Source organism: Marivirga arenosa, assembly GCF_030503895.2.
In the GTDB taxonomy this organism is placed as follows: Bacteria; Bacteroidota; Bacteroidia; order Cytophagales; family Cyclobacteriaceae; genus Marivirga; species Marivirga arenosa.
The window spans coordinates 3,419,979-3,441,775 of the sequence record NZ_CP129970.2 but is presented as its reverse complement, the minus strand read 5'-3'; the positions used below and the strand labels follow the sequence as shown (position 1 = coordinate 3,441,775).

Here is a 21,797-nt window from a genome sequence, read left to right as displayed (position 1 = left end):
GTTATTTCACAACCCCCATATCACCGAATTTATTAATTCTTTCTTCTATACGCTTTTCTGCTGATTTCTTGTCTAAAGCCTTGAAATTCTTTAAAATTGTTTTCTTTACCTCTTCTGCAACTGCTTTTAAGTCAGTATGTGCACCACCTAAAGGCTCAGGAATGATAGCATCAATAAGTTTGTGTTTTAACATATCGGGTGCAGTTAACTTTAAGGCCTCTGCGGCTTGTTCTTTATAATCCCAGCTTCTCCACAAAATGGATGAACAGGATTCTGGAGAAATAACAGAATACCAAGTGTTTTCAAGCATCATCACCTTATCCCCTATTGCAATTCCTAAAGCACCTCCTGAAGCACCTTCACCTATAATAATACAGATAACTGGTACTTTAAGCATAAACATCTCTTTCAAGTTACGAGCGATCGCTTCTCCTTGACCTCTTTCTTCAGCTTCTAAACCTGGAAATGCGCCAGGAGTATCAATGAAAGTAACGATAGGTTTATTAAACTTTTCAGCCATTTTCATTAATCTTAAAGCTTTTCGATAGCCTTCAGGATTTGCCATCCCGAAATTTCGCATTTGGCGTTGCTTGGTATTTCTACCTTTTTGTTGACCAATAAACATAAATGTTTGTCCATCAACACTTCCAAAACCACCCACCATAGCTTTATCATCCTTTACCGTTCTATCACCATGGATTTCTACAAAATCTTCAGTGATTTCATAAATATAATCCAATGTGTAGGGCCTGTCTGGATGACGAGACAGCTGTACTCTTTGCCATCGGGTTAGATTTTGAAAAGTCTCTTTCTTTAGGGACACAATTTTATCTTCAAGTTTTTTTATGGCATCAGAAATATCTACATCACTTTCTTGTGCTAAAGACTTCATCCCAGCCAATTTATTTTCTAATTCTACTATAGGTTGTTCGAATTCCAAAAGCATGATTACAATTTGTTTGAAAGGGTAAAATTAATATTTAAATCTGAAGACTCACACAAAAATGAAGAAATGAAAAAAAATTGAAAAATTTTCTCATCAAGTTTTGCATTTAATAAATATGCGCCTACATTTGCATCTCCTTAAACGAAAGGATGCACAGAAAAGCTTTAAATAAATGATTTGAGGCAAAAAATAATTAAAAAAAATCAGCAAATAAATTTTGAATATTAAAAATAAAATTCAGTTATTTGCATCCCGATTTCAAAGAGAGAAACAGAAATAAAATATAAAAATTGGTCTGGTAGTTCAGTTGGTTAGAATGCCTGCCTGTCACGCAGGAGGTCGCGAGTTCGAGTCTCGTCCAGACCGCTTTAAAGCATCCTCAAAAGGGATGCTTTTTTTGTTTCTGCCATAAAATTCATTACCATTTCTCTCTACATCTTCTTCTTTCCATATATTTGAAGTCTAAATCTATAACCTTATGAAAAAAGCCATTATTGTGGTTAGCATTCTGCTTTGCATCCTTGCTTCATCATTAATTTATTTTTTCTATTTAAAGCCAGTAGCTAAAAATAAACCATTAATGGCAGTACCACCTTCTGCCAGTATTATTTTTGAAATTGAAAATCCGTTTGAACAATGGACTAATCTAACTGAAAACAGCATTTGGAATTATTTGAAATCGGATCCCTACTTTAAAGAAATTGGAGAGGATATGGATGAGCTTACGAGAGATATGAAATCCAATGAAAACATATGGGAATTGGTAATGAATCGTCCCATGGTAATGTCCATTCATAAAACTCGCACAGAGGATTATGACTTTCTATATGTAATTGATCTACAGCGCGCAACCTCTTTAAACTTTGCAAAAAACTACATTAAAGACTTTAGCGATGATATTGAAAAGGTATATACTAGAGATTTTCAACAACAAGAAATTATCGAAATACAATTTAAAGACACTCCCACACGCTATTATTTATACCTCTATGAAAACTTATTAAGCATCTCTTCTACTCATGCTTTGATAGAAGAATCAATTGCACAATTAAAACGTCCTATCATTATTCGTGATTTTGATTTTATTGATATAAGTGAAGAATTGAAATCACATGATCTTAATATGTATATTAACTATAAAGAACTACCAAAATATCTCTCGATTTGGATTGAAAACGATGAACTGAATCATGATCTATTCAAAATGTTAAAATATAGTGGTTTGTCATTAAAAGCGAATGATCAAAAGCTTTCAGCAAGTGGATATGCAAGTATTGAAAAGAATCAAAAGAACTTATTAACTGCATTAATGAAAGCGGGCCAAGGCGAAAGTCGAATAGGTACTATTGTTCCTGACAATGCATCCTACTATATGAGCCTCACTTTTGAAGATACAAAAAGCTTCTATAAGGAAATGGAAGCTTTATTAGAAAATGAAGAAGAAGGCGCTTCATACCTAGAGAGTAAACAGAAAATTGAAAACTATCTTAACATCTCAATTGAAGACAATTTTTTGAATTGGATTGAAGAAGAAATAGTCTTAATACAGCTGAACTCTAATAGTGATAAAAATAAAGTAGAACTTGCAATAGCAATACGTCATGAAGATTTTGAAGAAGCACAAAATCAATTAAACTATATTGAAGAACAAATACGAAAGAAAACACCAGTAAAATTTAAACGAATACAATATAAAAATCACGAGATCCAGTTTTTGTCTATAAAAGGCTTCTTTAAACTTCTTTTAGGAAAAGCATTTTCAGCTATAGATAAACCTTATTATACTGTTATGGAAGATTATGTAGTCTTTAGCAATTCTCCCAGAACATTAGGTAAAATAATTACAGCTGTTCAGGAGAAACGAACATTAGACCATACTAAAGAATATGCAGTTTTCATGGAAAACTTTCAATATGAAGCAAATTTATTTATCTATTTAAGTTCAAATGAATTATTAAGTGATGCTATAAGAATTCTCGATGATAAATCATGGAAAGAGTTGAAAATTCATGAAGACTACTTCCGAAGTTTTCCTATGATAGGTTTACAGTTAGGCGCTGAAGGGGATTTATTAAGGCATCAAATTCAAATGAATTACCTAAATCATGAGCAAATCACAAATTGGCATGCTCTAGTTAATGAAAGTATTCAATATACAGAAATCGCTGAAGGGAAAGACAAAACTGATGATGAAGATTTAATATCGGTTGAAAATATTTTACCTGAAGACTTTAATAGTAAGAGTTTTATAGAATATTTTGAGAATGGAGAAGTCAAATTTGAAGTATCCTTGAAAGACGGAAAAAAGCAAGGCCGGTATTTTCAATTTGATAGTCTAGGTAATATGATTATTAAAGGCCGTTACAGAAATGATGAAAAGTCAGGCATTTGGCGCTTTTATGATGAAAATGGAGAATTAATACGAAAAGAACGATTCTAATTATCGATATTTTTTCATAATAAGTATTAGTCATCTTTACAATCTCATAAATACTAATTAATTTAGCATTTACTAATATATTTAGCTTTATGAGAAGTTTAGGAAGTTTATTAAGAGCCGGTTATGTACCCCATAAAGGACAAGAATTCTATCAAGCCTACAGTGAAATACCAAGTCTGCGTTTTGTAGATATAGAAAAAAGGAAAAGAAGAGACACTGAATATTTATTTGAGCCAGGGAGTCATGATAATTTAGATCATTACTTTTTATGGCCTTATTTTCCTGGCAATCCTATACAATCTGTTCAATTAATAAAGCCTATTCCCTTTTTTGCTACACGCAAAAAGTACCCTCTAAAAGAAGGGGCTCTGCGCTACAAGGATATTATTTGTTATACTGAAGAAACCATCTATCTATTCCCTACATTTTTCAGGCCCTTTTATTAAAGAATGTGACCACCTTATTCTTTATATGTAATACCGTTTTTCATCACAAAATCAACCTGACGCATATTTTTTATATCCTCTAAAGGATTACCTTCAACAGCAATTATATCAGCTAGGAAGCCTGCTTTTATATGACCTAACTGATTGAGATGAAATATACTTGCATTGCCACTGGTAGCAGATTTTAACACAGATTTTGTATCCATTCCATATTCAACCATCAACTCCATCTCTCTGTAATTCTCTCCATGTGTAAAAACACCTACATCTCCACCAAATGCAATTTTAACTCCTGATTTTAATGCTAATTGAAATGACTCCTTTTTCTGTTTTATTCTAACAGGCATAGTAGCATCACTCCCATCCCAACCTCTATAACGAGAGATCGCATCCCCAGCAGCAATAGTCGGACATAATGCAACTCCCTTTTCTTTCATTAAGGCAAATACTTCAGCTGTACCACCATCACCATGCTCTATAGTTTCTACCCCTGCTAGTGTTGCATTACGCATTCCTTCGGGTGTAGAAGCATGTGCCACTACATAAGTTCCAGCAGTTTTAGCGGTTTTTACCATAATAACTAATTCATCCAACATGAAAGTAGTTTGACTTGAAGCTCCTGCTTGCCATCTATAATCTGCATACACTTTTATAAAGTCAGCACCATTTCCAAATTGTCTGCGAACTGCTGCAATGCATTCAGATTCTCCACTAACCATTTCTGCACCAAGCGGCACATCCACACCTTCATGAAATCCTTTTGGGCCATAAGCTCCAGTGGCCACTATAGCAGGACCTGCCACTAATAATCTGGGACCTGAAATTATTCCTTTTTCTATACTTTGTTTAACTGCTACATCGGCATAACCAGCCCCTTCACTTCCTAAATCCCGCATAGTAGTGACTCCAGCCATTAAGGAATTTTGAACATGGACGGCTGCTCGAATAGCTCTTTCCTCATGCGATTCTTTTAAAACCTGATCATTCCAGTCCGTTTCATTGTAAGGATGTAATAATATGTGAGAATGACCCTCAATTATACCAGGCATCAATGTTTTGCCTTCTAACATTATTGTTTTTGTCCCTTCTGGAGTTTGTATTTTATTTACTGATCCAACGGCAGTAATTAAGTTATCTTCAACTAAAACCACCCAGCTATCATGAAGATTTTCACCATCAAATACAAATTGCGGTTTTAATAAATATTGAGCTTGAATATTAATTCCAATCAGTAAAAATATAACCAGCGCAAATACTTTGTTTTTAATAATTCTTTTCGAAGTCATCTTTAAAGATAATAAAGAATCCTAAAATTTATTCTGAATAATAAGATGCCATTAAAATAATGGTAAAAAAAAGAGCTCAAATGAGCTCCTTTTACACCAATTATACTCTATATTTAATATAAGTAATCTAATGCGGTTTTATCATCATTATTAAATGGCCTATTACTTCCATCAGTACATGCTAGCATCCAAGAAGCGTCAGCTGCTGAAGCGCCTGTTGGAGTGCCAGGAATATGATTAGCACCTACTCCACCATCTCCTTCATTTGCAGTTGATCCACCACAGCTTATACTTCTGTCAAAATAATCAGTATGACGGAAACCAATACAGTGTCCCATTTCATGAGCAATAATTGTAGCAATTCCATCTGTACTTAAACCGTAAGTTGACTCAAGTATACCACTCATTTTGATTTCATTATAAGGTTCGCAAGATGAAGTTGGGAAACCTGCAGAACCTAATACACCTCTTCTCTCATCTCTTCTACTCAATCTAGTCATGACAATATCTGCCTGATTCTGATTAGTAATTCTTTGAAATGAAATAGTTAAGTTCTCAGCATTAAATCTACTGATAGCCTCATCTAAACCTGCAATCATTGCAGGACTATATCCTCTTCTACCTTCATCAGCATACATTGTAATCACTCTCGGACCACATACTAAATTATCAGTACTATATTGTTCTGATTCAGGTAAGAAGCTAGGTCTTTCCATTTTAGCAATAGTTTCATCTGTAAGATAAATATCACCTTCAACTAAATAACCCTCTTCAAATAGCATTGGAGCTTGGTCATTTACATTGAAACCTAAGTCTTCTAATTTTTGGATAACTGATGGATCAACAGCGAACTCATCAACTTGTAAAGCTTCTTCTTCTTGACATGAGAAAAAGAACATTGCGCATGCAAAAAGCGCAGTTGTCAGTAGTCTTGACTTTGTTAACATAAATTTTAGATTTTGGTTAATTAATAGTGCAAGCCTATTGAAATATTTTTATTTCCCCAATATTATTCTGTAAAAACATCATAATAAAGATTATATTATTATAATTCTACAACGATAGATTAGAATAATTTAATTGTTTCAACAATTATTAATTGTTTAGCTAATTTTGTAATCTTTCAAACAAAAAAAGCCACTACTAATAGCGGCTCTTCATTCAACTTAATTTATAATCTATTAATATAAGTAGTTTAATGCAGTTTTGTCATCATTATTGAATGGTCTATCGCTTCCATCAGTACATGCTAACATCCATGATTTAGCAGCAGCAGAAGCGCCAGTTGGGGTACCAGGAATATGATTTGCTCCTACTCCACCATCACCTTCATTTGCAGTAGATCCACCACAGCTGATGCTTCTGTCAAAATAATCTGTATGACGGAAACCGATGCAATGGCCCATTTCATGAGCTATAATAGTTGCGATACCGTTAGTGCTTAAACCATAAGATGACTCTAACACCCCACTCATTTTGATTTCACCATATGGATCACAAGATGAAGTTGGGAATCCTGCAGAACCTAAAACGCCTCTTCTCTCATCTCTTTTGCTTAATCTTGTCATTACAATATCTGCTTGGCTCTGATTTGAGATTCTTTGGAAAGTAATGGTTAAATTTTCAGCATTAAATCTTCTGATTGCCTCATCTAATCCAGCTATCATTGCTGAGCTATAACCGTTTCTTCCACCTTCTGGAGCATACATCGTAATCACTCTCGGACCACACACTAAATTATCAGTACTGTATTGTTCTGCATCCGGAATAAAACTTGGTCTTTCCATTTTAGCGATAGTTTCATCCGTAAGGTAAATATCACCTTCTACTAAATACCCACCTTCAAAAACCATAGGTGCTTGATCATTTACATTGAATCCTAAATCTTCTAATTTCTGGATAACTGATGGATCAACAGCAAATTCATTTATTTGCAATGATTCTTCTTCCTGACATGAAACGAAGAAGGCTGCGCCAACCATTAATGCAATTGCGAGTAATTTCGACTTTTTAAACATATTATTTTGATTTAGTTAGTTAATACCAACAATCCTATTGATATAAATTAATAAAAGCAATATTATTTTGTTTAAAAATTAATTTTTAGATAAAATTATCATAAAAGTAATATTTGGTATAAGGAATAATTATATGTTTGAACTACTAAATCTCAAATCACCTATAAAACTTACATAAAATACAGTCATATCCATATATACTACCAGTCATAAAATAAAAAAGCCGCTCATGTTTTCATGAGCGGCTTCCTTACGAACTTTGTTCTAATTAAGCATCTTCATAAGTTGGAGCCATTCTGCTCACAATCTCTTGATATTTAGCTTTTAAATCAGGATCAACCGATAAAGTTGATTTGATAGTTTTATAAGTTTTAACGCCTACCATACTTTTAGCTAAAATATTTAAAGCTTCTTTGATAGCATCAGTTCTTTTTTCTTTCTCTTTAATGATTAAGCCCATGAATTGAACCTCAAAATCATTAGCTCCTAATTCTCTTAATTTAGCCTCATCGTCCCCAGCACTCTCTAATTCACTGTATCTCTTCGTGTCAAAACCTTCTTGCTGCTCAATTAAACTTTGGATAGCCGGACTAACCTCCGCTTTCATTTGTTCAATAACCTGCATCATTAATGCGAAATTATATAAATCTTTGTCCGAAATTTCTGAATCTTGCGCCATAACAGCAGTAGAGTTTAAAAATACTAAAGCCGCTAAAGCCAACATCCCTTGTCTCACTATTCTTTTCATAATTGTTTTGATAATTGGTTTTTAGATTAGATTACAAACTTAAAAACCCGAATTAAAGCTTTTTGTTGCCATAAGGCAAATATTTTAATTATTTTTAGTCAAAAAGTAACATAAATGAGAAAAGTAGTTTATTATTTAAGTACTTGCGACACATGCAAAAAGATTATGTCTCAATTGGATTTAACTGATTTTGAGAAGATTGATATTAAAAATAATCCACTATCAGAACCTCAATTATTAGAATTATATGCGAATACTGAATCTTATGAAGCCTTATTTAACAAAAGAGCGATAAAGTATCGTCAGCAAGGTTTGAATGAAAAAGATTTATCTGAAAACGATTTTAAAAAGTTGCTTTTAGAAGAGTATACTTTCTTAAAAAGACCAGTATTTTTAATAAATGGAGAATTGTTTGTTGGAAATGCTAAAAAAACTGTTGAAAATCTAAAAGAGAAAATAGGCAAATAGCTATTCTTTAATATACTTCTTGATAGAAGAGTTATCTTCCCAGCTTTTAACATTATTAAAATCTAATAATTTAAGTTGAATATTATATTCTATGTAAGGATTGCCTCTGTTATCATATTCCGTTGCTTCTATACTTCCTGAAATATAAAAATTCGAAGCAATTCTTAATTTGGGATCAGTATATTCAATTAATTCAGAAGCTTTAGCATACTTTATAAAGTATTGAGCTAAATTCTCACCCCCATTTTTGAAATTGCTATCAAATTTTCTAACGCTAATCCTAGGTTTTAAAGATTGACCTTTACTATAATCTTGAATTACTCTCGAATCAATTAAATTATTAAATAACTCATTAGTAACAATTTCAGCATCAGTTTTATTCCATCTTCCACTCAAATCAATATCATTAGAAGTATCAGTTTTTAATACCTGCTTAGGACTACAAGCATAAATAATGATAAGGAATAGTAAAGAAAGGTATTTCATAGTTCTAAAATTTTACGATTCCTTTTACGTTCAAAAATCTTGCCGAAAGTGAATTAGGAACAGCAAAAGTATTTGAACTAACATCTTCGATCCAAGTATATGAAATCGTATTGGTAACGCCTAAAACATTTAAGACATCCACACCAAACCAAATAGACTCAATATAATCATTTGATTGAATTCTTTCTCCCCTAAACTGCTTCGAAAATCCAACATCCATTCTTCTATACCATTCACCTGTAAAAATATTCCGATTATTTAAGCTGTTTGGTGGACCAAAAGGTAAACCAGAACCTATTTGTAATTTTAAATTTACTCTTAGTGTGGGATCATTAATAAAATTATCTTGAAAGAATATTGAGGCTGTTACTCTTTGATCAGTTGGCCTTCTAATATAATCTTTATCATCTTCTTGAATATCTTCTTCGGTTGATAATAAACCTAAACTAAACCACGACTCAGTTCCTGGAATGAATTCACCACTAAATCTAAAATCCGTACCATAGGCATAGCCATTGGCAGTCAACTCTGGTCTGTACCTCAACCTGATATTATCTACATCAAAAGGAATTATATTGAATAAGTATTTATAATAGATAGAAGAATTAAGCTGGAATGGTCTTTCCCATATTTGTAAATTTTTAGTGTATGCCCCTACTAAATGAAAAGCAGATTGAGCGCGAACTTCCGGTAGAATATTACCTGAAAAATCTCTTAATTCTCGATAAAATGGATATTGCCTATATAGTCCGGTAGATATATTTAATTGGCCACTTTTGTCTGGATGTAAAAGTAATTGATATTGAACCCTTGGACTAAACAGTAATTCGTCCGTATTTGAACCATAATTTATGCGAAATCCGGTATTTAAGGATTGTCGACTATCGAGTTGCCATTCGTGCTGAATATAAAGATTAGTAAAAAATGCCCTCAATTCATTTTCCTGCTCTATTACCCTATCCACCTGAACAAAATTTGCTGAATCTCTAAAATCGAATTCATCTAAATAATCATCCACAAATTGATTTTTATGTTCTATTCCAAAAGCTAATAAATGCTGACCATTGATTTGCCAATCATTTCGAATTATAGCTTGAGCAACCTGAGCATATAGGAAGTTTCGTGCATAATTATAATTAGCACCTATTCCTCTTAAGCTTATACATTGATCAAAAGTATCTGATGAAAGATCACTGTCCACATCACAGAGCTGATAAAAGCCTTCTGTATTATTGTATTCAAATTCTGCAGTAGAGAAGGCTGAAAGAATAACGGATGTTCTAAAATTATCAGTAAATAAATGTCTTAATCGAGCACCACCTTGAAAACTTTTATAAGTTAGTGCTTCAGCCCCTTCATAGCGTACAAAAAACCGTAGTTTTTGTTGAAAGGGTCCAAAATCAGTATTACGCGAAGCTGGCTCAAAACGATAATCATTTTGGGCAAATACCGCCAAAATATCAAGTGACGTTTGATCTGATATTTGATAATTATAAAAGGCCTGAAAATCTAAGAAGCGAGGAAGATATTCGCCTGAAGTTTCAAATGTATTAAATAGATATTTAGCATTTTTATATCTTAACCCAAGTAACAAATTGTCTTTTTCATTAAATTGGGTAGATAAATAACCAGAAGCGCCTAATAGGCCAAGATTAATATTTCCTTCTGTTTCAGCAGTAGTTTTATAATCTATTAACAGGTTACTTGATAATTTATCACCGTATTTTGCCTCCCAGCCGCCAGGGGAAAAATTAATGCTCTGAACTAAATCCGGATTGATAAAACTTAAGCCTTCTTGCTGACCTGCCCGAACTAAAAAAGGACGATAAATTTCAATACCATTAACATAAACCAAATTTTCATCAAAATTACCACCTCTTACTGCATAAGAGCTGCTTAACTCATTATTTGAAACCACGCCAGGTAATGTAGCAATCACTTGGTTAAACTCATTAAATGGAGTTGCCATTTCATTAACTGATAAGGGCTTAACTCTCTTAAAACCGTTATTGGGTAGCAGGTCAGTTGTACTATTTACATCAACTTGATTTAGTAAAAGGTTGTCTACTTTTAACTGAATGAATAGGGAATCAGAAGGCTTTAATTCCTTTTCAATATTAATGTAGCTGACATGAGTAAACCTTAATCTGTAGCTTTCAGCATTGGGCAAGGATAAATTAAAAAAACCCAAACTGTCAGTCTGGGTATAATATTGTGTACCAATAAGCTGAATGCTTACTGAAGAAATACCTTCATTTGTTCTATCATCCACCACTCTCCCTTTCAAATTTTGACTCTGAGCCAAGAATGAAATTAGAGTAAAGAATAGAATTGCTAATAAACGCATTAATGCACGGAATTTATGCAACAGAAACGTTCTTTAACTCCTTTATAGTATTTATTGGATCGTCTGATTTGAAAACAAAACTACCCGCAACTAAAACATCTGCTCCAGCTTCCAACAATTTTGGAGCATTATCCAAATTAACACCTCCATCTATTTCAATTAAGGTTGTAGCATTTTGATCTGCTATCAATTCTTTTAATTGTCTTACCTTAGTATAAGTTTGCTCAATAAACTTTTGTCCTCCAAAACCAGGATTTACAGACATCATACAAACTAAATCCGTATCTTGAATTACATTCTCTAATAAAGACACATTTGTATGAGGATTTATTGCTACGCCTGCTCTCAACCCTAAATCTCTAATAGCTTGCAATGTTCTATGTAGATGTGGGCTTGCCTCATAATGAACTGAAATTGTAGCAGCACCTGCATCATGAAAAGCTTGAATATAATTTTCAGGTTTTTCAATCATTAGGTGAACATCCAATGGTTTTTGAGCGTGCTTATAAATGGCTTCGCACACTGGTAAACCAAAAGAGATATTAGGTACAAAAACACCGTCCATAATATCAACATGGATATAATCGGCTTGACTTTCGTTTAACATTTCCACATCTCTTTGCAAATTTGCAAAGTCAGCGGCTAGTACTGATGGGGCTATTAAATGACTCATGCCGCAAATATAGGAAAATTGATTTTACCGACCATCTATGCACTCAAAAATGCCGCACCAAATACTCCAGCACTATCTCCTAATTTTGGTTTTACGATAGGAGTTTTCATTTCAGGATTGAAAGTAAATTCTTTTACAGATTCTACACCTTCATCATATAGAGCGGGTATATTCCCTACTCCACCTCCAATTATAATGACATCAGGGTCAATAACATTTACAATTACAGATAATCCTTTACCAAAAAAATGAATTAATCTATCATAGGTTTGTTTTGCATAGTTATCCTCAGCTACATCTTGAATAATATTTTTCAGTTTTTTACCCTTTCCAGAAATACTTTTATAATATCTTTCTAATGCCTTCCCCGCTAATAATGTTTCTACACAACCATGTTTACCACAATAACAATCCTCTCCGGCCTCATCTAAGAAAATATGCCCCCACTCACCCGCAATGCCATGTTTACCATTCCAAACTTTTCCATTTATCACCAATCCTCCGCCTACACCAGAACCCATAATCACTCCAAAAACTACTTCTGCTTTAGGGAATTCATCTTTCACGACACCCATTCTAGTTTCAGCTATAGCAAAACAGTTCGCATCATTCGCCATATGAACAGGAATCGATAATACTTTTTCTAAATCTTTATGTAGGGGTTTATGATTTAGATTAGTTGAATTACTATTTTTTAATAATCCTGTTTCTGGATCGGTAGAACCCGGTGTTCCAATTCCTATTGATGTGGGTCTGTAGCCAATCTTTTCAGCCATTTGATCTACAAGTAATTTGATTCTACTCACTACATGATCATAACCCTGTTCAGCCTGTGTATCTATACGTTCGCGAATAAGCACTTCTGGATCTTCTTTAGATTTTAAAACAACCCCTTCAATTTTTGTTCCTCCCAAGTCAATGCCCCAAAGCGTATTTTGATTTTCCATGCTTATGAATTTGATACTTAGCTAATATGATTGATAAATTATTTTAATGGAAACAATTTTAAGGAAAATAATAAAATATGAAGATTAGAAATAAAAAAGGCACTCAGAAACTGAGTGCCAAAACATGAAAACTAATTTATAACAAGCTAAACTAGTAGTCTTCACCACCGCCATCATAGTCACCACGATCACGGCCGCCTTTTCTCTTGTTGGAATTAAGTCTATAATCAAATGATAAAGTTATTGTCCTAGTCCTCCATTGAAATTCTGAATCATAAAAGAAATCTTCTCCAACTGTTGTTGTTCTCCATTTACGTGTATTGAATAAATCTCTTACGTTTAAGGCCAAAGTAGCTTTTTCATTCAATAACTCTTTACTAAAACCTAAATCCACCATGTAGAACGCTTTTCTAGTTCCCTGAGTAGTTTGTTGAGGGGCTCTGTAAAATGCACTTAATTGAAAATTGAAATCATTGCTAAATGACATTTGTGAGGTTGCTCTACCCGACATAGTAAAGGTTTCAGCTTCAAATACTTGTTCATTTACCACTCCATAAGTTTCCGAATAGAAAACATTTAGATTTCCATTTAATCTCCACCAATCATTTAGATCATGAGAATAATTATTTTCAATTCCGATAGAATTACGTTCCGCTAAATTTTGTGGTTGACTGTAGGTAATACCATCAATTACAGTATTAATTCGTTCTGTAACGCCTGTAGTTCTTCTGTAATATAGACCTGAATATAAGGTTGCGTCACTAAAATTGTTAACCAGTCCTACTTCATATGAATCCGTGAATTCTGGATTTAAATTGGGATTACCAATTCTGATATTTCTATCATCATTGAAATTTGAAAATGGATTCAATGATCTAAACCGAGGTCTATCGAATCTTCTACTGTAGCTTGCTTGTAAAGTATGAAGCTTAGTGAATTCGTAAGTCATGAATACAGATGGGAATAGATTTATATAATCTCTTCTATTTACTGTATCAACGGGTGATTTTAATTGAGTGGTGATATCAGTTAACTCAGTTCTTAAACCAATTTGATAAGTGAATTTATCATATTCAGAATTATATATGGCGTATATTGCATGGATATTTTCGTTGTAAACAAAGTCATTTGTGAAATCACTCAATACACTATCTTGTTCCTGACCTTCAACTTCTTGCGTTACTTCGTATTGATTAGTAATGGTTCTTAAAGTACTTCGCCATCCCGCTTCAAATGATTTATTTTCACCTAATGGTTTTACATAATTTGCTTGCATTAAAATATTTTCAGCAAATTCATTGATGATAGATCTTTGTTGAATACTATCTACATATTCATCTCTATCAATGATATACCTTTCATTTCTTAAATCTGAATCTTCTGTTTCTGAATTGTTTCTGTATTGAAAATCAGCTGTTAATTTATGCTCACTATCATTTCCAAATGATTTAGTAAAATTAAGATCATATTCTAACACTTCTTCATCTTCCAATTCATCCTGAATACGTACAGACCTTCTTAATAATTCACGGCTTGATCTATCGATACCATCGTAATCATCGTAATAATTATAGCTTAGATTATTCTCATCCGAAATTCTATACAGGAATGAACCTGTTAAGGTTGTATTTTTATTAAAACTATAGTCAAGTCCAAACCTTGAATTTTGTGAAATACCGCTTCTTTGTCTATCACGATCCACATAAGTTGAATAAGTGGTATCTTCTGGAGTAAACTCCTGATCTATATATCCCCCACCAAAATTCTCTCTATATTGAATTCCGTAACTACCAAATAAATTTATATTACCTCTTCTGTAATTCAAATTTCCATTAACTCCCGAGATTAAAGGATAACCAAGATTGGCGCTAAAACTTCCATTTAGACCTCCTTTTTTCTCTTTCTTCATAATGATGTTAATGATTCCTGCATTCCCTTCTGCTTCATATCTTGCTGATGGATTGGTAATAACCTCTACTCTTTCTATTTGATCAGCTTGAATTTGTCTCAAAGCAGAAGCACCACTTATTCCTACTAATCCTGATGGTCTGCCATCAATTAAAATACGAACGTTTCCGCTTCCTCTTAAAGAAACATTCCCTTCAATATCTACCGTAACGCTGGGTAAATTATCTAATAAAGACTCTGCGTTACTTCCAATATTACTTAAATCCTCTCCAACATTAAAAACTCTTTTATCAAGTTTCATTTCCATTTGAGGTCTTTTTGCTACCACCTCAACTTCTGAAAGTTGGTTTACATCTTCACTTAGTTCAATAGTTCCTAAATTGATAGTAGGCTGATTTGCAACTATCTTTCTATTAATTGTTTGATATGAAATAAACTGAATTCTTAAGTTATATTCTCCTGATTGTATTTGTAAGCTAAACTCGCCAGATTCAGGAGTTACAGTTCCCGTGATTAATTCTTCATTTTGATCAAAAATACTAATATTAGCATAACCTAATGGAGCTTTAGTATTTGCATCGATTAACTTACCTGTGATTTTAGTTTGAGCATTTAGGTTGAAGCCCGTAAACACCACTAGAATTATAACTAGTACTCTTAAAAGATATTTCTTTTTCAACTGCATAACGATCATTAAATCTTCTTTGCTACAAATTTAGTATCCAATTCTGAAGAAAATTTGAATTTTCAAGTTTCAACAAAAAATTAATGTCGCTACAAGTATTTTTTTAATTAAATTGTTTAAGAAATATCAATAATCGTAATCAAGTCAAATAAAACTTATTCCGATATTGTAATTTGATGGAGTTGCTCCCTATTAATATATTTTATATCTAAACCACTCACCTTGCATATTTTATGAATTATGGCTAATCCTAATCCTAATGAAGAACTACTTTGATTACCTTTTTTAAATCTTGCAAAAAGTAGTTCGGTAGCATGATTGATTGCTTTCCCTGAATTCTCTATGATAAGTTTTTTATCTTCTAAATAGATTTTAATAAAACCATCCTCTTTCAAATTATGCTTAATAGCATTATTAATTAGGTTGGTAATAAGAATCTCAAGTAAAACTGGATGAATGTTCCAATTCACCTCTTCATTAAGCTTTTTGGTTAATTGAATACCCTTTAATAAAATAAGTTCCTCATATTCTTCTAAAAAATTTTCAAGCACTTCATTAACATTTGTATTTTCAGTTTGCTCGAATTCTTGATTATCAATTTTAGCCAATAAAGTGAGTGTATTCCCTATTTTCGACAGATTGGTAAGACTTTTTGTTGCATCTGAAACTAATTTTTTCTGTTCCTCCGTTAAAACTCCTTCTTGTAGTAATTCTAATTTGCCTTTAGCAATACTAATCGGGGTTTGAATTTCATGACTGGCATTTTCAGTAAATTCCTTTAATGATTGATAATCAGCCGTAATCTTTTTCGCCATTTGACTTATAAACTGATTTAAGCGCTTAAATTCTTTGGTTCTTGTATCGCTTAAATGGATCGCCTCATTCTGTTTAATATCAAAATTCTTAATGGCTGAAAGCGTTGCTTCGAAAGGGCTTAATAATTCTTTAGAAATAAACCAACTGCCAATTATTACGACTACAAACAAGAGTATATAGATTTTAACCATCGATTCAATAACCCCATCTACTATATCATCCTGCTCAATTATGATATCATATAGAATTATCTTATAGAAATTACCTTCAATCTTTTTACCTACTTCTAATTTATTATGTTTTTCAGGTCTTTCTAAAGTGCTGTGATACACTATGGTATCAGAAAAAATTATATTATTTATTTCGATAGAATCCTTTTGAGGCTTTATGATTACCTTATCTCTTATTATATCTTTCTCTGGTTGTCTTCTTTTAATGTAGCGTTCGGTAGAGCTTAATCTTTCTTCTAGGAACCATCTCTCTTCCTTTTTCACTTCATTAGAAATAATTTTTATTGTAACAATTCCACCAATTATAAAGACTATTAAAGAAAGTATAAGGTATAGAAAAACTATCTTAGTGATTAATCTCATAATTATTGAGCTTTTAATTTATAACCAACGCCATAAACTGTTTCTATAATATCTGAACCAGAAATTTTCTGTATTTTTTTTCTTAGGTTTTTGATGTGTTGATAAACGAAATCAAAATTATCACTCTGATCAATAAAATCTCCCCAAAGATGTTCTGCTATATTCTGCTTTGTTAGTACTCTTTTAGCATTATTCGCAAAAAACAAGAGCATTTCATATTCTTTTTTCGTTAAATCTAATAATTCACTATTAACAGAAACTTCCTTCTTATCCGTGTCTATTGTAATATTATTTAATTCAATTGTATTACTGCTTTCTTGTTTCCTGGTTCTATAAATTGCTTTTAATCTAGAGGTTAATTCAAGCAAGTGAAAAGGCTTACCTAAATAATCATCCGCACCTGCATCTAAACCTCTAACCTTGTCATCAATCGAGTTTTTGGCTGATAATATTAGTGTACCTATATTTTTTCTATTAGCACGTAGGGAATACAACAAATCCATTCCATTCCCATCAGGCAACATTAGATCTATTATAACAATATCATATTCGTAAGCAGCCAATTTATCAGTAGCAGTAAAGAAATCAGGAGCAATGCTTGATTGAAATCCCTCTTTTTTGAGAAATTCAAATATATTATTGGCCAATTCTTCCTGATCTTCAACGATTAGAACTTTCATATCATCATTACTAAAATGGTTTGATAACAAATAATAGTATTCAAACCTTAAAATCTAAAATACGACATAAATCTGAAGTAATTTTGAAGAAATTATATTATGCCGAAATTGATATAAATAAAACACTCAAACAGTTGAAAAAATAAAATTAAAATCAGAATTTAAAGTAAATTATCATTAATGAGTTCTGATCATCAAAATATTTCAAAAGAATTAGAAGAGCTAAACTATAAATTATTAGAGGCTCAGAAATTAGCTAAAATAGGAAATTGGGAAGCAAATGTAGATACAGGTATTATTCACTGGTCCCCAACAGTGTTTGAAATATTTGATTGTGATCCTCAAAGCTACAATCCTACAATCGATTCATTTAAACAAATGGTTCATCCAGAGGATGAAAAAAAAGTTTTTGAAGAAGACGTTAATGCTTTTGAAACCGGTCATTTTAATCTTACACATCGAATCATTACTCAGAAAGGAAACACTAAATATGTAACTCAACTTGCCACTAAGATTAACAATACTGACGAATTAATCTTTAGAGGTACCATACAAGATGTTACGCAATTAAAAGAAATTGAAAAGGAATTAAAACGTGAAAAAGAAAGGCATGATTTAATTATAGATGGTGCTAATCTGGGTACTTATCAATGGAATCTAGAAGAAAACGTACTCCATATCAATGAAAATTACGCTCAAATGCTTGGCTATAAGCTGGATGAATTAAAGCCATTTTATATGGAGGATTGGTTAGAAAAATTACATCCTGATGATGTAGAAATGATTACGAATGTGTTTGCCGATAACTACAAATTAAAAAAGGATAGTTATGACTTCGAATTAAGAGCAAAGCATAAAAAAGGTCATTGGGTATGGATTCAAGATATTGGAAAAGTAGGCGTATGGTCAGATGATGGCCAGCCAATTGAAGTATTTGGAACCCATATTGAAATCTCAGAAAGAAAAAAAGCTGAAATTGAATTAGATAGAACTAAGTCATTATTACTTCAAACAAACATTATCACTAAAACTGGAGGTTGGGGTTGGAATTTGGAAACTGGTGATATATCGTGGACTGAAAATACAAAACATATTTATGAAGTTGATGATAATTATAAACCCCATTTTGACACCATATTTGACTTTTTATCAGATCCAAAGGAAGAACCACGAATCAGAAAAATCATTGAAAATAGTATCAAAAAACAAAAAAGCTTTGACATTGAATTACAATTAGTCTCTGCAAAAGGTAAACAGTTTTGGGTAAGAACAATTGGAATCCCTGAAGTAAAAAACGGTAAAATAACCAGTATATATGGCACAGTCCAAAATATTGACAGTATTAAAAACAATCAACTACAACTTGAAGAAAAAACAAAACAATATAATGAATTAGTAGAATATATACCGGTTGGAGTTTATAAACTCAGTAGAGATGGACAATTAAACTATATGAGTCCTCAATTTCTGAAAATTATAGGGCGAGAAGGAAAAATGATTGATACAGCAGAATTTGCTCATAAAATTGTTCACCCAGAAGATTTAATGATGTTTAACAATGCTAATAGTCAAGCATTAGAAAATTATGAATCCTTTAGCTTAGAATTTAGAATAATAGTTAATGGTGAAACTAAGTGGGTTAAAGCTTCCTCTCAACCCACGCAAGATAGCAATGGAAATTGGTATTGGTTTGGTTCAATATCCGATATAACCTACAGAAAAAAAACTGAGCTAAAAATTAAGAATAGTGAACAACAGCTTCAGAATATTATAAGCTCAATGCAGGAAGCATTATTGTTTTATGATTCTAAAGGGATCATAAGATCAATGAATGAAAGTGCAGCTAATATTTTAGACCTTGATAAATCAGAAATCATTGGTAATAGATATATGCAAACCATCATTAAATTATTGGATAATGATGGAAATGAATTAAAAGATGAAGAGCATCCGGTTGGAAAAGCATTAAGAAGTAAAAAGTCTGCCAAAAATATCCGCGTTCATCTACTTAATTCAAAAACCAAAAAGAGTTTATGGATAGAAGCAAATATTAAAATAATTGAAGAAGAAAATTCATATTGGGCTTTAGTAACATTCACAGATGTTACTGAAAGAATTAAGTCTGAAAAACAATTAATAGAAGCTAAAATGGCGGCTGAATCTGCCAACCTAGCAAAATCAAGTTTCCTGGCCAATATGAGTCATGAAATTAGAACTCCATTAAATGGTGTAATTGGATTTTCAGACCTATTAAGAAAGACGGATTTAAACGTTTTACAATCAGATTATACTCAACACATTTATAATTCTGCTCATTCTCTTTTAGGAATTATTAATGACATTCTTGATTTCTCTAAAATTGAAGCAGGAAAAATGAAACTGCAAATGGAGGAATTAAATGGGCTTGAGCTAGTTGAATCTGCTATTAGTTTCATTACGTTTCAAGCTTCACAAAAAGATCTTGAACTTATTATAAACTATGATCCTAACACTCCTATTTACTTCATATCAGATGAATTAAGAGTAAGACAAATTTTAATAAACTTGCTAGGAAATGCAGTAAAATTTACTGAAAAAGGTTCTATTAAAGTAAACGTAAAAAAGATTGGCAATAAACTAAGGTTTGAAGTTGTTGATTCAGGAATAGGTATATCTAAAAATCAACAAAAGAATATATTTAGCGCTTTTGAACAAGCGGATGTTTCCACCACTAGAAAATTCGGAGGATCAGGATTAGGGCTTACTATTTCTAATAAACTACTGAAAATTATGAACAGTAAGCTTGAATTGGAAAGTAAAGAAAATATTGGAAGTAATTTTTCTTTTAGTATTGACCTACAGGACCCAAAAGAAAGTCTTAAATCATTAATTAAAAAGCATAAGTTCAAGAGCGTAAAAAATATATTGATTTTAGATGATAATAAGGATCAAATAGAGGCTTTAAAAAGTATTTTTGATAATATTGAATGTTCCACTTTATATTTCAACTCGCCAGTTGACGCTCAAAAATCCATCACAAAAGATGATAATCATGATTTAATCATTATAGATGAAGAAATGCCAAATATTAATGGAACTGAGTTTTTAAAGATTTTATCCGAAAGATCATTATTGAAAAGCCAAAGAATTATCTTTTTACATAAACATATTGAAAGTGAATTCTTTTATTCTGATTTCACAGAGAATAAAAATATATATAAAACTCCTAAGCCAATTTTACCGAGTAAGTTAATTAATTTGATAGTGAAAATTGACTCTAATGAATCGGATTTAATTAACCATCATCATTCAAAAAATGAGAGTGAAATACAATTTATTGAAATTAATAAGATCTTGATAGCTGAGGATAATGAAATCAATAAATTTTTGATTTTTAATATACTTGAAAATACGATTCCTAATGCTGAAATTATTCATGCTGATAATGGTGAAATTGCAGTTGAAAAATTTAAAAAGCATCAACCTGACTTAATTTTAATGGATATTCAAATGCCAGTTTTAAGTGGAATTGAAGCAACTGAACTGATTAGAACGATTGAAAACCCAAATCAGAGAACTCCAATAATAGCCTTATCGGCAGGTGTACTCAAAGAAGAAAAGCAAAAAGCTTTGGATGCTGGCATTGATGATTTTCTTGAGAAACCTCTGATACAACAAGATTTCATAAATACTATTAAAAAGCTTCAAAACAACGGTCTCATTAAAAAGCAAAAGTCTAATCAATATAATAAGCAACAAAAATTTAAAACTTTTAATAAAGCTGAATTAATGAAGCGATTAAATGATAATCAATCTCACTATGAAAGCTTCATTTCTTTAGCCAAAGAAAACATGCTTACATTTGAGCGACAAATAAAAGATTGTATTGAAAATGAAAATCTCCAAATATTAAGAGCTATTCTTCATAAATTGAAAGGAACCGCTTTAGCTGCTTGCTTTGAAAATTTAGGATTGCTTATTGACCAATTTGAGCGACCTAGTTATTATAATAAATCAGTTACTAAATACATGAAATCTCTAATAATACCTGAATTACAGAAAATTCATAAATTATTATTACAAGAGGAAATTTAAGATGTACAAGATTACTTTTGTTTAATCTTTTATAAAACTATTTCCACAAAAATAATACATCAATAGGAATTGTTTTAAAAGGTAAAACTGCTACTAATCTAAAGTTTAGTTTTATAAAAATATAAATATTAAAACCATATCTTTAAAAAATATCATAATCAATAAATTTCTTTAAAGAATGATAAATAATACCTTACATCTAGTGTTATTTATCCCTTTCAAATTGCGAAACATTC

16 protein-coding genes and 1 tRNA gene are annotated in these 21,797 nt (G+C 31.9%); 5 read left to right on the top strand and 12 right to left on the bottom strand.

Annotated elements, in window-relative coordinates:
• Position 1: 1 nt before the first annotated feature.
• Positions 2-946 (bottom strand): acetyl-CoA carboxylase carboxyltransferase subunit alpha, encoded by a 945-nt coding sequence (locus QYS48_RS14920; protein WP_302100803.1) that lies wholly within the window; start codon positions 944-946, stop codon positions 2-4.
• A gap of 292 nt (positions 947-1,238) precedes the next feature.
• On the opposite strand from QYS48_RS14920, the gene QYS48_RS14915 reads away from it, so the two are divergent.
• From QYS48_RS14915 to QYS48_RS14905, 3 genes are all read left to right on the top strand, one after another.
• Positions 1,239-1,312 (top strand) — tRNA-Asp (locus tag QYS48_RS14915).
• A 112-nt stretch (positions 1,313-1,424) separates the two neighbouring features.
• Positions 1,425-3,386 carry a DUF3352 domain-containing protein gene (locus QYS48_RS14910; RefSeq protein WP_308356618.1) on the top strand — a complete coding sequence of 654 codons (1,962 nt, stop codon included), beginning with the start codon at positions 1,425-1,427 and terminating at the stop codon, positions 3,384-3,386.
• Between the two features lie 89 nt (positions 3,387-3,475).
• Positions 3,476-3,832, top strand: a complete 357-nt coding sequence (locus QYS48_RS14905; protein WP_302100807.1) for a hypothetical protein — start codon at positions 3,476-3,478, stop codon at positions 3,830-3,832.
• Between the two features lie 14 nt (positions 3,833-3,846).
• Here QYS48_RS14905 and QYS48_RS14900 read toward each other — a convergent pair whose 3' ends face one another.
• The 4 genes from QYS48_RS14900 to QYS48_RS14885 all read right to left on the bottom strand — a co-directional run bounded on the left by QYS48_RS14900 (position 3,847) and on the right by QYS48_RS14885 (position 7,884).
• The gene (locus QYS48_RS14900) at positions 3,847-5,118 is read right to left on the bottom strand and encodes an amidohydrolase family protein (protein ID WP_308356617.1); all 1,272 of its coding nucleotides are present in this window, start codon (positions 5,116-5,118) and stop codon (positions 3,847-3,849) included.
• A gap of 113 nt (positions 5,119-5,231) precedes the next feature.
• Positions 5,232-6,065, bottom strand: a complete 834-nt coding sequence (locus QYS48_RS14895; RefSeq protein ID WP_308356616.1) for a M57 family metalloprotease — start codon at positions 6,063-6,065, stop codon at positions 5,232-5,234.
• 234 nt (positions 6,066-6,299) lie between these two features.
• Entirely contained in the window at positions 6,300-7,136 is an 837-nt protein-coding gene (locus QYS48_RS14890) for a M57 family metalloprotease (RefSeq protein ID WP_308356615.1), read from the bottom strand.
• Positions 7,137-7,404: 268 nt separating this feature from the next.
• Positions 7,405-7,884 (bottom strand): hypothetical protein, encoded by a 480-nt coding sequence (locus QYS48_RS14885; RefSeq protein ID WP_302100813.1) that lies wholly within the window; start codon positions 7,882-7,884, stop codon positions 7,405-7,407.
• 114 nt (positions 7,885-7,998) lie between these two features.
• Between QYS48_RS14885 and QYS48_RS14880 the strand changes: the two genes are divergently transcribed.
• Positions 7,999-8,352 (top strand): arsenate reductase family protein, encoded by a 354-nt coding sequence (locus QYS48_RS14880; protein WP_302125049.1) that lies wholly within the window; start codon positions 7,999-8,001, stop codon positions 8,350-8,352.
• Here QYS48_RS14880 and QYS48_RS14875 read toward each other — a convergent pair whose 3' ends face one another.
• From QYS48_RS14875 to QYS48_RS14845, 7 genes are all read right to left on the bottom strand, one after another.
• A complete protein-coding gene (locus QYS48_RS14875; protein ID WP_308356614.1) occupies positions 8,353-8,838 on the bottom strand; it encodes a hypothetical protein in 486 nt (161 codons plus the stop codon).
• A gap of 4 nt (positions 8,839-8,842) precedes the next feature.
• Positions 8,843-11,185, bottom strand: coding sequence for a TonB-dependent receptor (locus QYS48_RS14870; protein ID WP_308356613.1), 2,343 nt, complete (start codon positions 11,183-11,185; stop codon positions 8,843-8,845).
• A 13-nt stretch (positions 11,186-11,198) separates the two neighbouring features.
• A complete protein-coding gene (gene rpe / locus QYS48_RS14865; protein WP_302100821.1) occupies positions 11,199-11,858 on the bottom strand; it encodes a ribulose-phosphate 3-epimerase in 660 nt (219 codons plus the stop codon).
• A gap of 35 nt (positions 11,859-11,893) precedes the next feature.
• Positions 11,894-12,805 carry an ROK family protein gene (locus tag QYS48_RS14860; protein WP_308356612.1) on the bottom strand — a complete coding sequence of 304 codons (912 nt, stop codon included), beginning with the start codon at positions 12,803-12,805 and terminating at the stop codon, positions 11,894-11,896.
• A 151-nt stretch (positions 12,806-12,956) separates the two neighbouring features.
• The gene (locus tag QYS48_RS14855) at positions 12,957-15,398 is read right to left on the bottom strand and encodes a TonB-dependent receptor (protein ID WP_308356611.1); all 2,442 of its coding nucleotides are present in this window, start codon (positions 15,396-15,398) and stop codon (positions 12,957-12,959) included.
• 155 nt (positions 15,399-15,553) lie between these two features.
• A complete protein-coding gene (locus tag QYS48_RS14850; protein ID WP_308356610.1) occupies positions 15,554-16,807 on the bottom strand; it encodes a HAMP domain-containing sensor histidine kinase in 1,254 nt (417 codons plus the stop codon).
• A gap of 2 nt (positions 16,808-16,809) precedes the next feature.
• The gene (locus QYS48_RS14845) at positions 16,810-17,487 is read right to left on the bottom strand and encodes a response regulator transcription factor (protein ID WP_308356609.1); all 678 of its coding nucleotides are present in this window, start codon (positions 17,485-17,487) and stop codon (positions 16,810-16,812) included.
• 180 nt (positions 17,488-17,667) lie between these two features.
• Between QYS48_RS14845 and QYS48_RS14840 the strand changes: the two genes are divergently transcribed.
• Positions 17,668-21,561 carry a PAS domain-containing protein gene (locus QYS48_RS14840; RefSeq protein ID WP_308356607.1) on the top strand — a complete coding sequence of 1,298 codons (3,894 nt, stop codon included), beginning with the start codon at positions 17,668-17,670 and terminating at the stop codon, positions 21,559-21,561.
• The last annotated feature ends 236 nt before the right edge of the window (positions 21,562-21,797 follow it).